This window comes from Euzebyella marina (genome assembly GCF_003687485.1).
Lineage (GTDB): Bacteria > Bacteroidota > Bacteroidia > Flavobacteriales > Flavobacteriaceae > Euzebyella > Euzebyella marina.
On the sequence record NZ_CP032050.1, the window covers coordinates 4,442,927 to 4,459,676 of the forward strand.

At 42.4% G+C, this 16,750-nt stretch carries 13 protein-coding genes; 11 read left to right on the plus strand and 2 right to left on the minus strand.

What is annotated here, in order from left to right; translation table 11 throughout:
• The first annotated feature begins 21 nt into the window (after positions 1-21).
• The 9 genes from D1013_RS19075 to D1013_RS19115 all read left to right on the plus strand — a co-directional run bounded on the left by D1013_RS19075 (position 22) and on the right by D1013_RS19115 (position 11,116).
• Positions 22-561 (plus strand): flexirubin biosynthesis protein LolB2, encoded by a 540-nt coding sequence (locus D1013_RS19075; protein WP_240467923.1) that lies wholly within the window; start codon positions 22-24, stop codon positions 559-561.
• Positions 558-1,139 (plus strand): porin family protein, encoded by a 582-nt coding sequence (locus D1013_RS19080; protein ID WP_121850345.1) that lies wholly within the window; start codon positions 558-560, stop codon positions 1,137-1,139. The genes D1013_RS19075 and D1013_RS19080 overlap by 4 nt, the downstream gene beginning before the upstream one ends.
• A 3-nt stretch (positions 1,140-1,142) precedes the next feature.
• Entirely contained in the window at positions 1,143-1,511 is a 369-nt protein-coding gene (locus tag D1013_RS19085) for an ApeI family dehydratase (RefSeq protein ID WP_121850346.1), read from the plus strand.
• Entirely contained in the window at positions 1,511-2,002 is a 492-nt protein-coding gene (locus D1013_RS19090; protein ID WP_121850347.1) for a hypothetical protein, read from the plus strand. The genes D1013_RS19085 and D1013_RS19090 overlap by 1 nt, the downstream gene beginning before the upstream one ends.
• Positions 2,003-2,192: 190 nt before the next feature.
• A complete protein-coding gene (locus tag D1013_RS19095; RefSeq protein WP_121850348.1) occupies positions 2,193-3,365 on the plus strand; it encodes a DUF2062 domain-containing protein in 1,173 nt (390 codons plus the stop codon).
• Entirely contained in the window at positions 3,358-7,029 is a 3,672-nt protein-coding gene (locus D1013_RS19100) for an MMPL family transporter (RefSeq protein WP_121850349.1), read from the plus strand. The genes D1013_RS19095 and D1013_RS19100 overlap by 8 nt, the downstream gene beginning before the upstream one ends.
• On the plus strand, positions 7,030-8,577 hold the full coding sequence (locus tag D1013_RS19105; RefSeq protein WP_121850350.1) for a phytoene desaturase family protein: 1,548 nt from the start codon (positions 7,030-7,032) through the stop codon (positions 8,575-8,577).
• The gene (locus tag D1013_RS19110) at positions 8,577-9,458 is read left to right on the plus strand and encodes a cupin-like domain-containing protein (RefSeq protein WP_121850351.1); all 882 of its coding nucleotides are present in this window, start codon (positions 8,577-8,579) and stop codon (positions 9,456-9,458) included. Before D1013_RS19105 ends, D1013_RS19110 begins: the two co-directional genes overlap by 1 nt.
• An 8-nt stretch (positions 9,459-9,466) precedes the next feature.
• Positions 9,467-11,116, plus strand: a complete 1,650-nt coding sequence (locus tag D1013_RS19115) for a C45 family peptidase (RefSeq protein ID WP_121850352.1) — start codon at positions 9,467-9,469, stop codon at positions 11,114-11,116.
• Between the two features lie 58 nt (positions 11,117-11,174).
• On the opposite strand, the gene D1013_RS19120 is transcribed toward D1013_RS19115, so the two are convergent.
• Entirely contained in the window at positions 11,175-11,507 is a 333-nt protein-coding gene (locus tag D1013_RS19120) for a single-stranded DNA-binding protein (protein WP_121850353.1), read from the minus strand.
• A 353-nt stretch (positions 11,508-11,860) separates the two neighbouring features.
• On the opposite strand from D1013_RS19120, the gene D1013_RS19125 reads away from it, so the two are divergent.
• Positions 11,861-13,246, plus strand: a complete 1,386-nt coding sequence (locus tag D1013_RS19125; RefSeq protein WP_121850354.1) for a glycoside hydrolase family 140 protein — start codon at positions 11,861-11,863, stop codon at positions 13,244-13,246.
• A gap of 117 nt (positions 13,247-13,363) precedes the next feature.
• Positions 13,364-15,094 (plus strand): tetratricopeptide repeat protein, encoded by a 1,731-nt coding sequence (locus tag D1013_RS19130; protein ID WP_121850355.1) that lies wholly within the window; start codon positions 13,364-13,366, stop codon positions 15,092-15,094.
• A 38-nt stretch (positions 15,095-15,132) separates the two neighbouring features.
• Here D1013_RS19130 and D1013_RS19135 read toward each other — a convergent pair whose 3' ends face one another.
• Positions 15,133-16,668 (minus strand): carboxylesterase/lipase family protein, encoded by a 1,536-nt coding sequence (locus tag D1013_RS19135; RefSeq protein ID WP_121850356.1) that lies wholly within the window; start codon positions 16,666-16,668, stop codon positions 15,133-15,135.
• Between the last annotated feature and the right edge of the window lie 82 nt (positions 16,669-16,750).

Genomic DNA, 16,750 nt, shown 5'->3' on the forward strand with positions numbered 1-16,750 from the left:
CCGAAAAAAAACAATTTCAAGGTGGTTACAAAAGAAACTCCACCTCAAAACGTACTTAACCCTTATTTCTCCAACCCAGATAAAGATTACGTCTACAAGGCTAACATCGATGCCTTGGGCAATAAAATAGGAGGCCTTTTTATTATCAAGAAATTAGGGGAGAAAACGCATCGAATATTATTCACTACTGAAATGGGCAATACATTGTTCGATTTTAGTTTTCAACAAAACGGCTTTACTGTCAATCGAATACTTAAAGAGCTCGACAAGAAAATACTGATCAATATTCTTAAACGAGACTTAAAAGCCTTGGTACTCGAAAAGCCCGCAGTAGAACAGGTATTCAGCAAGACAAATAATCGTTTGATCGAGACCAACATACTTTCTAAAAAGCACTATTTTTATTTTGATAGCGAAGACTTAAAGGATATTGTTAGGACTAGAAACGGTAAGGTGATTGTAAAACATCATTTTGCAAACATAGAGAACGATTTTGCCGGCCAAATCAATATTACCCACGAGAATATTCAACTAAAAATCACATTAACGGCGCTCCCATGAACTTGGTAAAGGCTTTGATAATATTATTTGTATTTACTGCCACCTGCCACTCTCAAGTGAGACCGGGTATCAAAGGCGGGTGGAATAACTCTACCATCAGCAAGACCACCCTTGATTCTAAAACCGGAATTTATGTGGGGGGCTTTGTTAAAATTCCCATTACCGATTACTATACTTTGCTACCGGAAATTCTTTATTCCGAACAGGGAGGCGAATCGAATTCAGAAGAATATGGCGATGTGAACATTCACTATCTTTCCATCGGGGTGCCCAACAAGTTCTATGTTACCCCATTAAACGGATTCCATTTTATAATTGGCCTTAGTATTGACATTAATCTGAAGAACAATTTTGTCAATTTCACCAACTTCAACATCGACGACGAAATATCGCCATTAGATGTGGTGGTGTTGGGAGGCTTGGGTTATGAATTCCCCTTTGGCTTAGCTCTGGAAGCCCGTTATAAACAAGGCACCATAAGTGTTGATTTTTTAGGAGCCGACGACCTTTACGAAGAACCGGGCAGTAATCTTAACGGCGTTTTTCAAATTGGCGCTGCATATAAATTTAAACTATAGAACATGTTGATAGAAGGATTGTATTCGGTAATCGAAACGAACACAGAAGAAAATACGCTGAATGCCAAAGTAAAATTAAATAAAGACCACGAAGTTTTTGAAGGTCATTTTCCCGGCAATCCTGTAATGCCAGGTGTATGTATGATTCAAATGATAAAAGAATTGACCGAAGAGCAAATGGGTCAAGATCTTTTTCTTACCACCGCATCCAATGTAAAATTTATGGCTATCATTAATCCTGAAAAAAATGAGGCCATTGACCTTCAACTGAATATCTCTGAAAACGAAGGGTTGGTCAAGGTCAAGACCACTGTTAGTTTTGAGGAAACAATGGCATTAAAATTGAGTGCAACATTCAAAATAGTAGCCTAATGAATTTTAAAGCGGTACTTTTCTTATTAATGTTATGGCTGCCGAGCACAGCCCCTGATATTGTTCAGGTAAGGCAGGCCTACATAGAGGCAGCTGAAAGTGAGCAGGTATTAAAAAAACTCTATGATGACTTGAGTTCGGTCGCCAATAACGACCAAAGTACATTGGTGGCTTACAAAGGGGCCGTGACTGCGATGATGGCCCGATACGCCGACGGTTTTAAGGATAAAAAAAATTATTTCAAGGAAGGGAGAGACCTCTTGGAGCAAGCAGTTCTAAAGGACCCTGAGAATGTAGAAATTCGTTGTGTTCGCCTCAGTGTTCAAGAAAACGTGCCAAAAATTACTGGGTATCATAAAGAAATAGAAGAAGACCGCAAATACATTCTTGATCACTACGAAGGTATGGACGATGACAGCGCCAAAAAATTTGTAAAAGGGTTTGTGCAGCAGTCGGAAAGTTTTTCAGAAGACCAAAAGCAGTTGTTTTAGGTTTCTGAATCACTATCTTTGAAATAGTAACGAACATGGCTGTCGATTTAACGCTACAATTGGGTCACATTGTTAAATAAAAGCAGTATTTCATAGCATTGAACAACCCCTAAAAGCTCAAGCTTATTTCGAGCCATTGTTTTAAACTGTGACCAATTTGTCGACCACCGTACCCAATGTACAAGCGCGCATGCAAGAACTTAAATGCTGCGTACTTGTTCCTACCTATAACAATGCCAAGACACTTAAACGGGTGTTGGATGGTATTCTATTGCAGACTTCGAACATCATCGTTGTCAATGATGGTGCTACCGACCGAACTGCAGAAGTGCTGGCAGGTTATAATCAAATTCACCAAATACAACTTCCTGAAAATAAGGGCAAGGGCAATGCCCTGAAAGTCGGCTTTGCAGAGGCCGTGGCCCATGGGTATGATTTTGTCATTACCATTGATTCCGATGGTCAACACTACCCAGAAGATATACCGATTTTCATTACCGCTTTAGAAAACGAGGCTACCCAAAATGTTCTATACATTGGTTCTCGCAACATGCGACAGTCAGATGTTCCCGGTAAAAGTAGTTTCGGCAACAAATTCTCTAATTTTTGGTTCTGGTTCGAAACCGGTATTTGGTTGACCGACACCCAATGCGGGTTCAGGCTCTATCCGCTTCGCGAATTACAAAAAATGAAATTTAGAACGCCCAAGTTCGAATTCGAAATAGAAGTGATAGTTCGTGCCGCCTGGAACGGAACTTTGGTCAAAAATGTTCCTGTCAAGATTTCCTATGATGAAAAAGAAAGGGTTTCGCATTTTCGAACGGTACCCGACTTCACCCGTATAAGTATCTTGAACACATTTTTAGTGCTCGTTGCGCTTTTCTATATCAAGCCAAGAGACTTCTTTAGAAAAATAAAGAGCAAGGGAATCAAAAAATTTCTCTCGGAAGACGTGCTGGGAAGCGATGACCCACCAAAGAAAAAAGCCCTCTCGATTGCCTTGGGCCTATTCGTGGGCCTGAGTCCGTTTTGGGGTTTTCATACGCTACTCGTATTGGGTGGGGCCTTTTTGCTGAAGTTGAACAAACCCATCGCATTTGCCTTATCAAACGTAAGCTTACCACCGTTCATTCCCTTCATTCTGTTTGCTGGCCTGCAAATTGGTGCTTGGGTGTTGGGCGAAGAACATTTTTTTCAATTTGATACCATTGCCGAGAACTTATTGGCATTAAAAGGCCTAAAGGCCTATTTGATAGGTAGTTTTATTTTAGCCTTTACCGTTTCTCTATTGGGCGGCCTCATCGGTTATTTTACTTTATCGCAAATGGCCAAAAGAAAAAAATTAACCCTCAAAAATGGGTGATTTTTTTTATCGCATATACCGGTGGATAGCTAAAAAGCGATGGTGGGCATTAATGGTCTTCATCGCTATATTAATGGGGCTTACCAGCATTGTTATCCACATCAGGTTCGATGATGATATCAGTTCGCTTATTCCCGTGAACGAAGAAACCCAAAGAGTTCAAAAACTTCTCAAATCAATCACCTTTACCGACAAAATTGTCGTCAATATTCGAAAAGGGTCCGCTGGCTCAACAGATGACCTCACTAATTATGCTGCAGAGTTTTTAGATAGTGTAGAGACCAAACAAGGTACGTATATCAAGAATGTTCAAGGTAAGATAGCGGAAGACGTTATTCAGCATACTTTCGAATTAGTCTATGAAAATCTCCCTCTTTTTATGGAGGATGAAGACTATGTGAAAATCGCTTCACAGTTAAACAATGATAGTATTGAACGTATAACTCGGGCTAATTACCGCACCTTAATATCTCCTGCTGGTATTGTTGCCAAAAAGAATATCGTAAAGGATCCTCTGGGCCTTTCTTTTATTGGCCTCAAAAAATTGCAAAAGCTTGGTTTCGGTGAAGGTTTTAAGGTAAAGAACGGTTTTCTTTTAGATGAACAGGAGCAGAATGTACTGCTATTTATTACCCCACGTTTTGGTTCGAACGAGACCAATAAAAACCTTCCCTTTGCGGAAGCTCTCTATAGTATTCAAAATGAACTGAACCAGAAATACGACAATAAGGTACAGAGCGAATATTTTGGGGCGGCCCTCAGCGCTGTTTCAAATGCTCGACAGATAAAGCACGACATACAATTTACGGTAAGCATAGCCATGACCCTGCTCATTCTATTACTTATTGTTTTTTACCGAAAGATTGCCCTTCCTTTAATTCTGTTTGCCCCGGCCATTTTCGGTGGTCTTTTGGCCATTGCCATGCTCTGCTTGGTGCGAGAGAAAATATCGGCCATATCATTGGGCATTGGCTCGGTACTTCTAGGGGTAACTATTGACTACGGTTTGCATATTCTTACACATCTAAGAGAGGGAAACACTATTTCCAGTATCTATAAAGAGGTAGCACCGGCTGTTCTAATGAGCAGTCTTACCACCGCTTCTGCTTTTCTATGCCTGCTGTTCTTAGATTCGCAGGCACTGCAAGATTTAGGTGTTTTCGCCGCTGTAAGTGTGTTGGGTGCCTCGGTCTTCGCCCTATTGTTTATTCCTTTAGTGTACAAGCCCAAAAAAGCCATTAGCGATAAGAATACATTACTCGAACGCTTGGCATCATATAACCTGCATAAGAACAAATGGGCACTTTCCGGGTTGGTCTTAGTTGTAATTGCCAGTGCCTTTACCTACCAGAAAGTACAGTTCAATAAAGATATTGCCAAACTGAACTACGAAACCAAAGATTTAATTGCCGCTCGGGAACGTTTGGAAAAGCTGACCGATATGGGTTCTAAATCCATTTACTTGGCCACGTTTGGCGAAAAATTGCAAGATGTTTTACTTCAAAACGACAGCATATATCAAAAACTGGAAACGCTAAAAGATGATGGCCAAGTACTCAACTTTGGCTCAATCAGTTCTTTGGTAAAGTCCGATGCCGTACAGCAGCAAAAAATGAACGAGTGGCGCAGGTTTTGGTCGCAGAGACGTATTGATAGCCTAAAAAACAACCTTTTAAACAGCGGCCAGAAATTAGGTTTTAAACCCACCACTTTTGAACCATTCTATGGTTTATTGGAGAAAGATTTTGACTATCTGACCTTTAAAGAATTGAGCGCGGTCAAGTCCTTTTCTGCTGATGACTATCTTGTTTCCGATAGCAGTGGGTTTACGGCTACTTCTTTGGCGAAGGTAGACGCAGAAGCCATGCCCCAAGTACGTGAAGAGTTTGCCGATATGCCAAACACCTTGATTATCGATAGGCAACAAGTAAACGAAACTTTTTTAGGTAATCTTAAAAATGACTTTAATGAGCTTATTGGTTATTCATTAATTGCGGTAGTATTGATTTTGCTCTTGTTCTATCGCAGTTTTGTTCTGACACTGATTACGGCGATCCCCATATTTCTGACTTGGTTTCTGACCGTAGGCATAATGGGGTTATTGAACATAGAGTTCAATATTTTCAACATTATCATATGCAGCTTTATTTTTGGCCTTGGGGTTGATTATAGCATATTTATCACCAATGGTCTTTTGACCGAATACCGTACCGGTGAAAAAGCCCTTTCGACCCACAAGACATCGATAATCTTGTCCGTAATTACGACCATAGCTGGTGTTGGTGTTCTTATTTTTGCCAAACACCCCGTATTGTACACCATCAGTACTGTTTCTTTGATAGGTATATTCTGTGCGGCCCTCACCGCTTTTATCGTACAACCTTTACTTTTTAAACTGTTCATTGGAGGACCCCAGAAAAGACCTATTCGACCTAGAATCCTTATACACTCATTAGTATCGTTCGCTTATTTCGACTTAGGCGGACTTCTGCTAAGCCTGTATTCGTGGGTACACCTTAAAATTGATTCGAAGGCTGCGCAAAAACCGCAATTAAGGCTTCATAAAATCACCTCGAGCTTTATGAAATCAGTCTTGTACACGAATCCTATGGTAAAAAAGAAGATTGCGCTTCCGAACAAAGAAAGTCTTCAAAAGCCGGCTCTTCTTATTGCCAACCACAGTTCTTTTCTCGATATTTTGGTTATGGGTATGTTGCACCCCAAATCGGTCTATCTTGTAAAAGACCATGTGTACCATTCAAAAATAATCGGCAGTTCTGTCAAACTCTCAGGAGCTTATCCCGTTTCAGGAGGAATCGAGGACGGACAATTACATTTACAGAAAAAAATAGAGCAGGGCTTTTCGATTATAGCCTTTCCTGAAGGATCACGTTCGGATACCAATAAAATAGCCCGTTTTCACAAAGGTGCCTTTTATTTAGCCGAGCAACTTCAAATTGATGTACTGCCCATTATGATTCATGGTGGCTCAGAAGTGTCGCCTAAAGGAAGTTTCATCATTCGCGACGGAGCTATTACCACCCAATTTTTAGAGCGAATCTCACCATTTGATCAACGCTACGGAGAAAATTATACCCAAAAAGGCAAACAGGTCGGAAGCCATTTTAGAACAGAATTCAGAAAGTTGCGCTTACAACTAGAGCATCCTACCTATTGGCATCAAACTATCTTAGAAAATTTCAGGTACAAGGGCGATGCACTTTACCAACAGGTCAAAACCGACATTAAAAGGCATTCCGAAGGATATCAGGCATTAATGCACACGCTTCCCGAGAAGGCAAAGATGGCCTATATAGCGCAAGCGAACGTTCATTTACCCTTATTATTATCTTTAGATTCCATCGACCGAAAAATCAACGCGTACATTCGAGATGGTCACCAAAGTGCCATTTTAAGCCATCATTACCTGAAAAATCGATATAGTAAAATCTCGGTTTTCAATACACTAGAATCAGCTATTGAAGATTCTGTGGAAATTCTGATCATTAACTCGGCCTTTGACATGCACAAATTGGAGCTACAAAGCTTATCTAACCTAAACACCATAGTGCTTGTTGGCGGTAACAAAAAACCTTCCCCGATTGAAGGTTTCGAAGTTATGCTTCAAAATGATACCTTTATAATGCTCAAAAGAAGTGCCTAGATGAAGGAATTTTATGATGTTGTTATCGTTGGTAGTGGTATGGGAGGCCTTGTAGCCGCCAATATCATGGCTCGCGAAGGCAAATCGGTCTGCGTACTTGAAAAGAACAACCAGTTCGGGGGCAATCTTCAGACTTTTGTACGTGAACGCACTATTTTCGACACCGGGGTACATTACATTGGCGGTTTAGATGAAGGGCAAAACCTATATCGTTATTTTGAATATCTCGATATTTTAGAGGGATTGGAGCTACGCAAACTCGATACTGACGGTTTTGACCGCATTACCTTTGACGATGACCATACCGAATACCCACATGCACAGGGTTATGAAAATTTTATAGAAAAATTGGCTACCCTTTTTCCTGAGGAAGAAGCTGGTATTAAGGCCTACTGCGATAAATTAAGGGAAATATGTAACCGTTTCCCGCTGTATAAACTAGAGCTTGGCAAACCTTACCATAAAGACTCCGATTTATTCAAGATACCGGCCAAGGGCTTTATCGATTCCTTGACCAAAAATGAGAAACTACAGGCTGTTCTTGCAGGTTCTAACCTTTTATACGCTGGCGACCCCGACAAGACTCCATTTTATGTGCATGCCCTTTCGGTCAATTCTTTTATTCAAAGTGCTTACCGCTGCGCTGACGGCGGAAGCCAGATTACCAAATTACTGATTCGAAAACTCAAAGAACACGGCGGTGAAGCTTACAAACACCAAGAAGTTGTCAAATTTCAAAGCGACGGAGAAAAGATAGTCTCGGCCAAAACCGAGCAAGGCGATATTGTGAAAGGGTCTATTTTCATTTCAAATATAGAACCCAAGACTACCCTAAAATTGGCGGGCGAAGAGCATTTCAGAAAATCGTTCAATCGAAGGGTACAAAGTATTGAGGGCACTATTTCGGCCTTTAGCCTTCATATTGTGCTAAAACCGGAATCTTTCAAGTATTTAAATTACAACTATTACCATTTTAAAGACCCCTCGAAAGTGTGGACAGGCCCCGAGTATACACAAGAAAGCTGGCCGGACACTTATATGGTTTCGATGGGCGTTCGCAAGAACCAAGACGAATGGGCCGATCAGCTTACGGCTATTACCTATATGAGGTTTGACGAAGTAGAACCCTGGGCGGGCACCTTCAATACAGTGACGAATAAAAATAGCCGCGGACAGACCTACGAAGAATTCAAAAATGACAAAGCTGAAATTTTTCTAAAAGAACTAGAGAAGAAATTTCCTAAAATCAGGCAGTGTATACAATCGATTCACACTTCTACCCCATTGTCGTACCGAGATTATATCGGTTGCCATCGCGGGTCGATGTACGGTTATGTAAAAGATGTCGAAAGCCCCTTAAAATCCTTTATATCCCCCCGCACCAAAATAGAAAACCTCTTTTTGACTGGCCAAAATCTAAATATGCACGGCATTTTGGGGGTTACCATAAGTGGTGTCGTTACCTGCTCAGAAATATTGGGCAGTGAATACTTGATTAATAAAATAACCCAAAGCAGTTCTGAAGTAGACACTAAAATAGGCGTATAATGGAAACGTTCAAGGTCAGCCCCGTTACCCGTGTAGAGCATATCTCTAAAGAAGATTTCGTTAAGAATTATTACAAGCTACAAAAACCTGTTCTCATCACCGGGCTTACCAAAGATTGGCCGGCCTATGAAAAATGGAAACTTGAGTACGTACAATCGAAGGCGGGTGACCAAATAGTACCGCTTTATAACAACGAACCGGCCAAAGACAAGCAAAGTGTCTACGAACCGGTCGAGAAAATGAAATTGTACGACTATATCGAACTCTTAAAAACAGAGCCTACCGATCTACGTATTTTTTTCTATAATATTTTAAAGGAAATGCCAGAGCTTCTCAATGACTTTGAATATCCTGATTTGGGGCTGAAGTTTTTCAAAAAGCTTCCCGCTCTCTTTTTCGGAGGGGGCAAATCAAAAGTATTCATGCATTACGACATTGATTTGCCCGATGCCATGCATTTTCATTTTGATGGGGATAAAGAAGTTACCCTATTTTCGCCCGAGCAGACACAGTACCTTTATAAAGTGCCATTTTCTATACATAATCTGGAGGATATCGATATGCAGCAGCCAAACTTTGAAAAGTATCCTGCCCTTAAATATGCAGAAGGTATCAGGGCGGAAATGAGCCATGGTGATGCGCTTTACATGCCCAGCGGCTATTGGCATTCGATACGCTACCTGAACGGGGGCTTTTCGATGACCCTGCGCGCCCTTCCCAGAAAACCAGGCCGCTTTGCGAACATGCTGTACAATGTCATGATAATGCGCCATATCGATAATATTACCCGTAAGTATGCGGGCCAAAAGTGGCTGGACTATAAAGACCAATGGGCCATAAAAAGAACAGAGCGTAACCTGAAAGCAAAAAATTTGATCTAAGACCCAATTTGAAAAAGCTTTTTTACATTCCCCTATTATTCCTTTTTATTTCATGCGGAGTCAAAAAATCGTTAAAAGACCTACCGGATGTAAGCACCTACGAAGTTCAGGTTTCTGAAAGAGTAACTGTAAACGATTCTGTCTATACCATTGGTGACAACTTTTTGGCAAAGAACCGTCAGGGCCTTTGGGAACTTTATGTAAGTGGCAATGCCTACGAACTCGGTCTTAAAACCGGAAAACTCACCCAAGAACTCTTTAACCATCAAGAAGAGGTATTCGTAAAAAAGATTGATGAGCTGGTACCCTCAAAGAGCAAACAAAACCTTCTGAGAAAGTTCTTGGCGTGGTTCAATCGAAAAATGTACCTTCATGTAGATGAGCAGTACAAGGCGGAGTTATACGGCGTATCGCAGTATGCCTCTCATGATTTTGACCACATTGCCACCCCCTATCACCGGGTGATGTACTTTCATGGTGCCCACGATATAGGTCACGCATTACAAGATTTAGCTTTGGTGGGCTGCACCTCATTCGCCACATGGGGCGAGCATTCTGCCGATGGCAACCTCATCATTGGCCGAAATTTTGATTTTTATGCAGGGGATGAATTTGCCAAAAACAAGATTATTGCTTTTATCGCTCCGGATGACGGGTACAAGTTCATGTCTGTTACTTGGGGAGGTATGATCGGGGTCGTATCGGGCATGAACGACCAAGGGCTTACCGTGACTATTAATGCAGGTAAATCGCAATTTCCTTTGGTAGCAAAAACTCCCATTTCGTTGGTGACACGAGAAATATTGCAGCATGCTTCGAACATTGAGGAAGCCGTTGCCATTGCCAAAAAAAGGGAAGTATTCGTTTCTGAATCGATATTCGTTGGCAGTGCCAAAGACGAAAAGGCCGTTTTGATAGAAGTGTCGCCAAAGAATTTTGGAGTGTACGAAGTAGATAATAGTAACCAACTCATTTGCTCGAACCACTTTCAATCTGTGGCCTATGCCAAAGACAAACAGAACCAAAAGCATATTTTTGAAAGCCACTCGAAGTATCGCTATGAACGGATGGAAGAACTGTTAGGCGAGACCCAGAAAATGAATCCTGAACGGGCGGTCGAGGTGCTTCGAAACAGAGAAGGCCTTGATGATAAAAAAATAGGTTATGGCAACGAAAAGGCACTCAACCAGCTTCTCGCCCACCACGGAATCGTTTTTCAACCGCACGATTTGAAAGTTTGGGTTTCTAGTAACCCTTTTCAGCTAGGTGAGTTCGTAGCTTATGACCTTAACGAGGTCTTTCAAAAAACGGGTACGGGCGAAACACCCGCAACCGTAAGCCATCCATCGGCAAACATCGACGAAGATCCATTTGTAAATTCATTGGCCTTCGAGCACTACAATCGATATCGGAGGTTAAGAGCGAATATTTTAGAAGCAATCAAAAATGAAGAAAAGATTGAGAGAAAAAAACTGACCCAACTAATCGATTTGAATCCTGATTTTTGGGAAGCCCATTATGTGGTCGGCAGCTACTATTATGAAAAAGGATATGACCTGTTGGCCCTACGAGCGTTTGAAGAGGCAATGACCAAAGAGGTTACCACAGTACCCGATAAGGAAATGCTTCAAAAATACATTCGTAAATTAAAAAAGTAATCTGCAATAAAAAGGCCCCCGCTTGTGCGGTGGCCTTTTTAGCAAGTTTTTAATTATCTTATTTACCCAACATCAAAAGTTCGTTGCATCTCACTTCTGTGATATATCTTTTTTCGCCGTCTTTGGTCTCATATGACCGATGGGTTAATTTGCCTTCAACGGCTACTTGTTTCCCTTTTGAAAGATAGTTTTCTACAATATCAGCGGTCTTTCCCCAGGCTACAATCTGATGCCATTGGGTATCTTCTACTTTTTCTCCCATGGCATTTTTGTAGGTGTCGCTCGTTGCAATAGAAAATTTAGCAAGTTTATTGCCATTTTCGAGCGTTACGATTTCAGGGTCTTGACCTAAATTTCCAATCAACTGTACTTTGTTTTTTAAGGCGTTCATACGATTTAATTTAATGTTTAACAGTTCATACTATCGAGCTTTCCCAACCCGACACTGCAAACTTAGACCACCGAGTTAATCGTACTCGGATTAAAAATAATTACTTTCGTTTGTAAACGTTTGAAAATGATTATTTACCTATAATCGAATAACTTGTAAAATTTTCATTTTATCTAAGTGATGCTTTATAAAAAACCGTTTATACCTCGATTTCAATTGCTTCGAGTGCAATTTATTCATGCCATACTATCAAATTCTTCCGTAACTTGTAATTGCCATAATCAATGAAATGTCGATTTACCCAAAGGCCTTTTCAACCTTTGCTAGATCTCTAGAAGACTAAACGGAAAGCCATGTTCAAATACTTATTTATCTGCGTCTTTGTATTCACGGCAGGAGTTGTTGAAGGCCAGCGATTACAGGTGAGCGAAAATGGGCGCTTTTTAGTGACGGAAAATGGCGAGCCTTTCTTTTGGATGGCCGATACCGCTTGGGAACTCTTACATCGCTGTAACCGCGAGGAAGCAGAACTTTATCTTAAAAAGCGCGCAGAACAGGGATTCAATGTAATTCAGGCAGTGGCATTGGCCGAACTTGACGGACTCAATACTCCTAACTCTTACGGAGAAAAGCCATTGATAGAGAACGACCCTGACCAACCCAATGAGGCCTATTTCGAACATGTTGATTACGTTATTCGGCGAGCCAAAGAACTGGGTCTTTACATCGCCCTTTTGCCTACCTGGGGCGATAAGGTGAACCTAAAAAGTTGGGGTACAGGTCCCGTTATTTTTAATCCTCAGAAGGCTTATGCATTCGGTCAATGGATTGGCAAACGCTACAAAGATGAAGACCACATTATTTGGGTTATCGGAGGGGACCGAAACCCAAGGGAAGACACAACCGATATCGCCATTTGGAACCAGCTTGCCGAGGGCATTGCCCAAGCAGCCGGAGGCTATGAACGAACTCTAATGAGCTTTCACCCGCAACCCAAAGAAGGTGGTGGTTCTTCCACATGGTTCCATAATCAAAAGTGGCTCGATTTCAATATGCATCAAACGGGGCATTGTGCCAACCAAGGCACCTATAACCATATTGCCCACGATTATGCCCTTACACCGACCAAGCCAGTTATCGATGCGGAACCTCTTTACGAAGACCACCCCAATTGTTTTAATGCCAAAGAACTGGGGCATAGCCTACCTGAAGACATCAGGAGAATTATGTACTGGAACGTTTTTGCAGGAGCCTTTGGGCAAACGTACGGCTGCCATGATGTGTGGCAAATGTACCTTCCTGACCGCGAACCCGTCAACCAACCCTTGCGGCCTTGGCCAGCAGCTTTAAACCTGCCCATGGCGAATCAGGTAAAGCATCTCAAACATTTAATGTTGTCACGCCCTTTTTTGAGCCGAATACCGGACCAAACTATCATTGTCGGCCATCAAGAAGACAACGAGCATTACAAAATCGCTACTCGAGATATTGGTGGCCGTTATGCCATGGTCTACCTACCCACAGGAGGATCCTGCGAGCTCAATCTCGATTCGCTTATATCTAACCAATGGGTTACATGGTGGTACGACCCTAGAACAGGGCTCAGTTTTAAAGGTGAAAAGCTAACAAAACAGCAACCCATATCTATAAGTGCCCCTACTCAAGGGCAAGGTCACGATTGGGTTTTGATTGTTGACGACCCAAAGGCAAGTTTCAAAATTCCGGGCACATCAGATTAACCATCACGTTATCAGAAGATTATTTAAAATGAATTTTGTAATTTCAAACTAAATTCAAGTCCTTTCTCTTCTTCCCCCTTTTTATATTGATAATTGAACCGTTCTAAAGGCTACCATATGAATCGCAAAGAGTTTCGTATCGTTTTAATCTTGGGGCTTGTGATATGCGCCCTCTTGTACCATAAGTATTTTGACCGCTCACCTCAGAGCGAAAAACAATTGGCTTCTACCAATTATATAGGCTGTACAGTTGCCAAGTTCTTGTTGACCGATATCGATACCACCCAACAGATTGCTCCTCTGTTTTCTGGATTGGGGGACTTTAAATACCCAGTTTCAACAAGAGTGGATAGTGCCCAGCTTTTCTTTGACCAAGGTTTGAGACTGGCCTATGCCTTTAATCACGCCGAAGCCCATCGTTCATTTTTGGAAGCATCGCGATTAGACCCTGAATCTGCAATGTCATACTGGGGGCAGGCCTATGCTTTAGGGCCCAACATTAATGACCCATTACCCGATCAAGAACGGATGAAAAATGCCTTTGAGGCCACTCAAAAGGCGATTGAAAGACTACCGAAGGCCTCAAAAAAAGAAAAATTATTGATTCAGGCCCTTTCCTCTCGATACAGTGCCGACACCACCCTATCCATCGATGACCTTAATCAGGCCTACATGACGGCAATGGAGGGGGTAGCCCTCAAGTACCCAGATGACCCTACGGTTCTTACGCTTTATGCCGAATCGGTTATGAACACGGTACCTTGGAATTATTGGGATAAAGATGGAAATCCTTCCCCTAATATATCGAAAGCAAAAACGCATCTTGAAAAAGCAATTGAAATCGACCCAAAACATCCTGGGGCACATCATTATTATATTCATATGGTAGAATTGCCCCGACCTGAATTAGGGGTTACCAGTGCCGATATTTTGGGCAGTCTCATGCCCTCAGCTGGCCACATTGTGCATATGCCTTCGCACATCTATATCAGGGTGGGCCGCTACTCCGATGCCGTCGAGGTCAATAAAAAGGCCATTCTTGCCGATGAGGATTATATTTCGCAATGTTATGCGCAAGGTATGTATCCGTTGGCCTACTACCCTCATAACATTCATTTTCTGTGGTCATCGGCCAGTCTTTTGGGCAATAGTGAATTGGCGTTGGAAGCCGCTAAAAAGACCGCTGAAAAAGTACCCGTAGGTGAAATGAATGAGCTTCACTTTCTTCAGCACTTTGCCTCTACCCCGTTATTGGCATACGTACGCTTCGGAAAATGGAACGATATTCTAACTATGCCAGCCCCTAATGGCGAGATACACCATTTAAAGCTCATTTGGCACTATGCCCGTGGTATTGCCTTTATCCGAAAAAACAATATAAAAGAGGCAAGGGAAGAATTGGGTTTCATCGGTTCTCTGCGCGACAACGAAACTTTAAAAACCAATTATGCCGTCGGTTTCGACCATAGCCAAACCATTGCAGCTTTGGCCTATGAAATTATAGCTGGCGAATTGGCCAGTGCCGAAAAAGATAATGACAAAGCCATTGAACATTTGACCAAGGCCGTAGAAATAGAAGACCAGTTAGTTTATAACGAGCCTTCGGCATGGCACATACCCCCCCGGCAAAATTTAGGTGCCGTACTTCTAAAGGCGGGAAAATTTGAACAGGCGGAAGCCGTTTTTAAAAAGGACTTAGAAAAATTGAACCAGAATGGGTGGTCTTTAATGGGGCTGTACCAAAGCCAGTTGGCGCAACAAAAAACCAAAGAGGCACAAGACACCAAAAAAATATTCGATGAGGCTTGGCAACATGCCGATATTGCCATTGAAACTTCTGTATTATAAGGATGTGACGCTTCCGTAATACGTTACCCTATTTAATTTTACTGCACTAATTGAGCCTCTAGAAAATCAAACTCCTTTTTGAGGTATTCAGGCTTCATTTCGGTTGTGTTATCTATTTTTAAAATGGCCCCCGATGTCTTATCATAGGTATTCCATTGCGGAAGTCCCTCACTATTGGGATTCCCCGTTTTAGCGAAGTTCACCCAGTAGTTAGACATCAGCTGTTCTACCTTTTGGTCAACCGCCCGCCAAGGTCGGTCCCACATATGTAGGGTATGCAGTGCGAAAGGTACTTCAGAAGTATGAAAGGCCCCATAGTTCGGAAAATTCGGCTTGTCGACCGGAACATGGGCAAACTCGTACACATAGGTCGGGTCAGGGTTATACCCGGCCAGTAGATGTGGTGTCATTCCCGCAAAATTCAATAGGGTCAGTTTCGATTTCATTCGCTGTACCTCTGCTTGCGTTTTGGCCGGAAAAATCTCTAGAAACCGTTCGGCGTCGGCCCCATATTCTTCTTCCGCCTCAGTCTTGTATTGCTCAACCGTTTGGTTCGATTGCCCCAAAAATGAACCATCGCCCGTAACCCAACCGGCCATTATAGGAGTTTGTTGATAGTTGCCGTTAGCAAACTCGGTACGAAGGTCTGCCGGCAGCACATGTCCATCCAATGTAACTCCGAAACGACCTACGGTCGAATCATTACTGACTGACTGTATCTTTTCGGCGGATAGTTGACGTAGTTCTTCAATGGAGTTCGCTCCCGCGGTCTGCATAAACTGAAGACCCGCCTGTTCGGCCTGCTCCAGGTTCTGCTGTAGTCGATTGGAAAGAAGTCCGCCACTCTGTAAAATCGCTTTATGAAATAACCCTTCGGTAAGCGGGGAAGCCATGAGGGTATTAACGCTAAAGGCCCCTGCCGACTGCCCGGCAATAGTCACATTATCTGGGTCGCCCCCAAAAGCCTCTATATTGTCGCGCACCCATTCAAGAGCCGCTATCTGATCTAGAAAACCGTAATTGCCCGAAACATTACTTTTAGCTTCCGCGCTCAACTCGGGGTGTGCCATGAAGCCCAGAACACCTACCCGATAGTTCAGGCTTACGAATACCACTCCCTGCCTGGCCATCTGTTCGCCGTCGTAAATATCACAATTGGCCGAACCGCTTGAAAGTCCTCCGCCATAGATCCAAACAAACACGGGCTGCTTTTCTTTCGGTGAGGCACTTGACCATACATTCAAGTAAAGGCAATCTTCGCTCAAAGGCTCTGGCTGGGCTATAAACTCTTCGCTCCAGCAATAAAAAGGTTCGGGTTTGTTCTGTATGGGGCTCGCAGAAAAGTTATTAGTGGGCAGCACGCCCTCCCAAGGTTCAGCCGGTTGCGGAGCTTTCCAACGCAGTTCTCCGACCGGAGGTGCGGCAAAAGGAATTCCCTTAAAAATTCGTACGGTAGAGTCAATATTGAATGCCCCTTCGACTTCACCTTTTTCAGTAGAAACGATAGTGGGTGAGGCAGGTGGTTGTGTACAAGAAATAATTGCAAGACAAAGGCACCATAGAAAATACTTCATAATCGGTCGAGTTGAGCGGTTAAAAGGGAAAGTTTTATTAAATTGAATGCATTAATTCTTCCCCTTGATTAAAAATACGCGT

Bases quoted from the DNA above. Each gene is read 5' to 3' on its own strand.
- D1013_RS19080 (WP_121850345.1), top strand. From the start codon at position 558: ATGAACTTGGTAAAGGCTTTGATAATATTATTTGTATTTACTGCCACC.
- D1013_RS19085 (WP_121850346.1), top strand. From the start codon at position 1,143: ATGTTGATAGAAGGATTGTATTCGGTAATCGAAACGAACACAGAAGAA.
- D1013_RS19090 (WP_121850347.1), top strand. From the start codon at position 1,511: ATGAATTTTAAAGCGGTACTTTTCTTATTAATGTTATGGCTGCCGAGC.
- D1013_RS19095 (WP_121850348.1), top strand. From the start codon at position 2,193: ATGCAAGAACTTAAATGCTGCGTACTTGTTCCTACCTATAACAATGCC.
- D1013_RS19100 (WP_121850349.1), top strand. From the start codon at position 3,358: ATGGGTGATTTTTTTTATCGCATATACCGGTGGATAGCTAAAAAGCGA.
- D1013_RS19105 (WP_121850350.1), top strand. From the start codon at position 7,030: ATGAAGGAATTTTATGATGTTGTTATCGTTGGTAGTGGTATGGGAGGC.
- D1013_RS19110 (WP_121850351.1), top strand. From the start codon at position 8,577: ATGGAAACGTTCAAGGTCAGCCCCGTTACCCGTGTAGAGCATATCTCT.
- D1013_RS19120 (WP_121850353.1), bottom strand. From the start codon at position 11,507: ATGAACGCCTTAAAAAACAAAGTACAGTTGATTGGAAATTTAGGTCAA.
- D1013_RS19125 (WP_121850354.1), top strand. From the start codon at position 11,861: ATGTTCAAATACTTATTTATCTGCGTCTTTGTATTCACGGCAGGAGTT.
- D1013_RS19130 (WP_121850355.1), top strand. From the start codon at position 13,364: ATGAATCGCAAAGAGTTTCGTATCGTTTTAATCTTGGGGCTTGTGATA.
- D1013_RS19135 (WP_121850356.1), bottom strand. From the start codon at position 16,668: ATGAAGTATTTTCTATGGTGCCTTTGTCTTGCAATTATTTCTTGTACA.